Below are 2,722 nucleotides of genomic sequence, written 5' to 3'. Positions count from 1 at the left end.
GCTTCGACAGGCTCAGCCTGAGCGGTTTTGAGAGCAGGTCTTTAAATCCCGCTCAGGCTGAGCTTGTCGAAGCCCCCTCGGTCATCCGCTGATCGAAAAGCCCCGCTACTTCGCCAGCTTCACCGGCACGAACGGTCCCATGCCGCAGCCGCCCATGCGCTGCCACTGGTTGCCGATCTGTTGCAGCGGATAGATGATGTCCTGTCGGCACAGCTGCGAGAGCGACGTCTCATACGTAAACGTGCCCACCGACTTTAGCCCGCTGCACCGGTTGGGCAGCGTCACCCGCCAGACTTGCCCGCCCGCACCGCCGATGAAGTCGATCGTGTGATCGTCGCGAATGCGGGTGGTATTGAAACGCGTCACCGACAGGCAATCGACGGCGGCCCCGGTCGTCTCGGCGGCAGGCTCGGGCGGCGGCGTCTCACCCGGACTTTCCTGCGAACAGGCGGCGAGGGCAACGGTGGCAAGCAGCAGGGCAACGGGAGTTCTCATCGGCTCATCCTCTCGCTGGGCGAACGTCCGGCAAGCCCCATTGGCTCCCCGAAACCCGCCTTCGTCAAGAGGACGTAGGCCTCAGGCCGCAGCCTTCCTCGCACCCCGGTCGAGCACCTTGTCCTTGAAGGCGCACAAGTCCACCTCAGGGCATCGCCAGCACTCGGGCGTGCGCGCCTTGCAGATGTAGCGGCCGTGAAGGATCAGCCAGTGATGCGCGCCGACCCGGAACGGCTGCGGCACCTTCTTCTCGAGCTGCTTCTCCACCGCCAGCGGCGTCTTGCCCTTGGCGAGCCCCGTGCGGTTGCCGACGCGGAAGATATGGGTATCGACCGCGAAGGTCTCGGCCCCGAAGGCGCAGTTCATCACCACGTTGGCAGTCTTGCGGCCGACGCCGGGCAGCTCGACCATGGCGTCGCGATCCGCCGGAACCTCGCCGCCGTGCCGGTCCACCAGAATCTGCGAGAGGGCGATGACGTTCTTCGCCTTGGTGTTGAACAGGCCGATGGTCTTGATGTGCTGCTTCAGGCCCTCTTCGCCGAGGTCCACCATCTGCTGCGGCGTCTTCACATACTCGAACAGCGCGCGCGTCGCCTTGTTGACGCCCACGTCGGTCGCCTGCGCCGAGAGCGTAACCGCCACCAGCAACTGGTAGGTGTTGCCGAATTCCAGCTCGGTCTCGGGCGCGGGATTGGCCTCCGCCAGACGCCGGAAGAACTCGAAGACGTCCGCCTTCTTCAAAGGCCCAGCACCTGCGGCATCGTGTAGCGCCCCGGCCCCTGTGCCAGCAGCCACTGCGCCGCCTTCACCGCGCCCTTGGCGAAGATGCCCCGGTTCTCGGCGAGGTGCGAGAGCGAGAGGCGCTCGTTATCGGCAAGAAAATGGACGGTGTGGTCGCCCGCGACGGTGCCGCCGCGCAGGGCCGCGAAGCCGATGGTGCCCGCCTCGCGCTTGCCGGTGATCCCATCGCGGCCACGTACCGCGCTGTTCGCCAGCCCGACGCCGCGTCCGTCGGCGGCTGCCTCACCCAGAAGCAGCGCGGTGCCGGAGGGAGCGTCCACCTTCATGCGGTGATGCGTCTCGACGATCTCGATGTCCCAGTCCTCTCCCAGCCGCGTCGCCGCCTCGCGCACCAGATGCGCGAGCAGCGTGACGCCGAGCGAGGTGTTGCCGGTCTGCAGGACGGGAATGTGCTCGGCCGCCGAATCGATCAGCCAGTGGTGGCGCTCCTCCAGCCCGGTGGTGCCGATGACGATCGGCAGCTTGGCGGCGATGGCGGCATCGAGGTTGCCTTCGAGCGCCGAAGGGCTGGAGAAATCGATCAGGATGTCGGCATTGGCCGCGACGGCCGAGGTGTCACCGTCCTTGTCGACGCCGCCCGCCAGATCCTCGCCCGCATCAGCAATGGCGGCCGCGATCGCCTGCCCCATGCGCCCCTGGCTGCCGATGATTCCGATTCGTGCCACGCTGCTGTCTCCGTCCGGGCGTAAAGTCCTGTCACGGCCGCATGGCGCAAACGCGCCGGTTCGACAAGCGCCGCGCGCACGCTAAGGTGAGCCATGAGCAGCATCCGCAACATCGTCATTCTCACCGGCGCGGGCGTTTCGGCCGAGAGCGGCATCGACACCTTCCGCGACGGCGGCGGTCTCTGGGAGCAGCACCGCGTCGAGGACGTCGCCACGCCCGAGGCCTTCGCGCGCGACCCCGACCTCGTCCTGCGCTTCTACGACATGCGCCGCGAAGCGATCCAGACCAAGCAGCCCAACGCTGCCCACCGCGCGCTGGCAAAGCTGGACGCGGAATGGGAAGGCGACCTGCTGATCGTCACTCAAAACGTGGACGACCTGCACGAACGCGCCGGAGCGAAACGCGTGCTCCATATGCACGGCGAGCACCTGAACGCCTGGTGCATGGCCTGCAACGAACGCCCGCGCTGGATCGGCCCGCTGATCGACCGTCCCGCCTGCCCCGAATGCGGAGAAGCGGCTCTGCGTCCCGACATCGTGTGGTTCGGGGAAATGCCCTATCGCATGGACGAGATCTTCGCGGCGCTGGAGCAGGCGGACCTGTTCGTCTCGATCGGCACCTCGGGCGCGGTCTATCCGGCGGCGAGCTTCGTGCGCAATGCACGGGAACTGGGCGTGGAGACGCTGGAACTCAACCTCGAACCCTCGCAGGGGACCGCATGGTTCGACGAGACGCGGCATGGACCGGCAAGCGAACTGGT

At 66.9% G+C, this 2,722-nt stretch carries 4 protein-coding genes; 1 reads left to right on the top strand and 3 read right to left on the bottom strand.

Annotation, left to right across the window (positions count from 1 at the left end; all coding sequences use genetic code 11):
- Positions 1–105: 105 nt before the first annotated feature.
- The 3 genes from ACYPYD_RS25230 to dapB form a co-directional block, all read right to left on the bottom strand.
- Positions 106–495, bottom strand: a complete 390-nt coding sequence (locus ACYPYD_RS25230) for a hypothetical protein (protein ID WP_459666242.1) — start codon at positions 493–495, stop codon at positions 106–108.
- An 81-nt stretch (positions 496–576) separates the two neighbouring features.
- A complete protein-coding gene (nth, locus tag ACYPYD_RS25225; RefSeq protein ID WP_036526349.1) occupies positions 577–1,236 on the bottom strand; it encodes an endonuclease III in 660 nt (219 codons plus the stop codon).
- Entirely contained in the window at positions 1,233–1,961 is a 729-nt protein-coding gene (gene dapB / locus ACYPYD_RS25220; RefSeq protein ID WP_459666239.1) for a 4-hydroxy-tetrahydrodipicolinate reductase, read from the bottom strand. The genes nth and dapB overlap by 4 nt, the downstream gene beginning before the upstream one ends.
- Positions 1,962–2,054: 93 nt before the next feature.
- Here dapB and ACYPYD_RS25215 point away from each other — a divergent pair.
- A partial coding sequence (locus ACYPYD_RS25215) for an NAD-dependent deacylase (RefSeq protein WP_459666237.1) occupies positions 2,055–2,722 on the top strand: 668 nt, incomplete at its 3' end.

This window comes from Novosphingobium sp. 11B (genome assembly GCF_054589055.1).
Note: the sequence above shows the minus strand (reverse complement) of the source record. Positions and strands in the feature narration are given on the sequence as shown.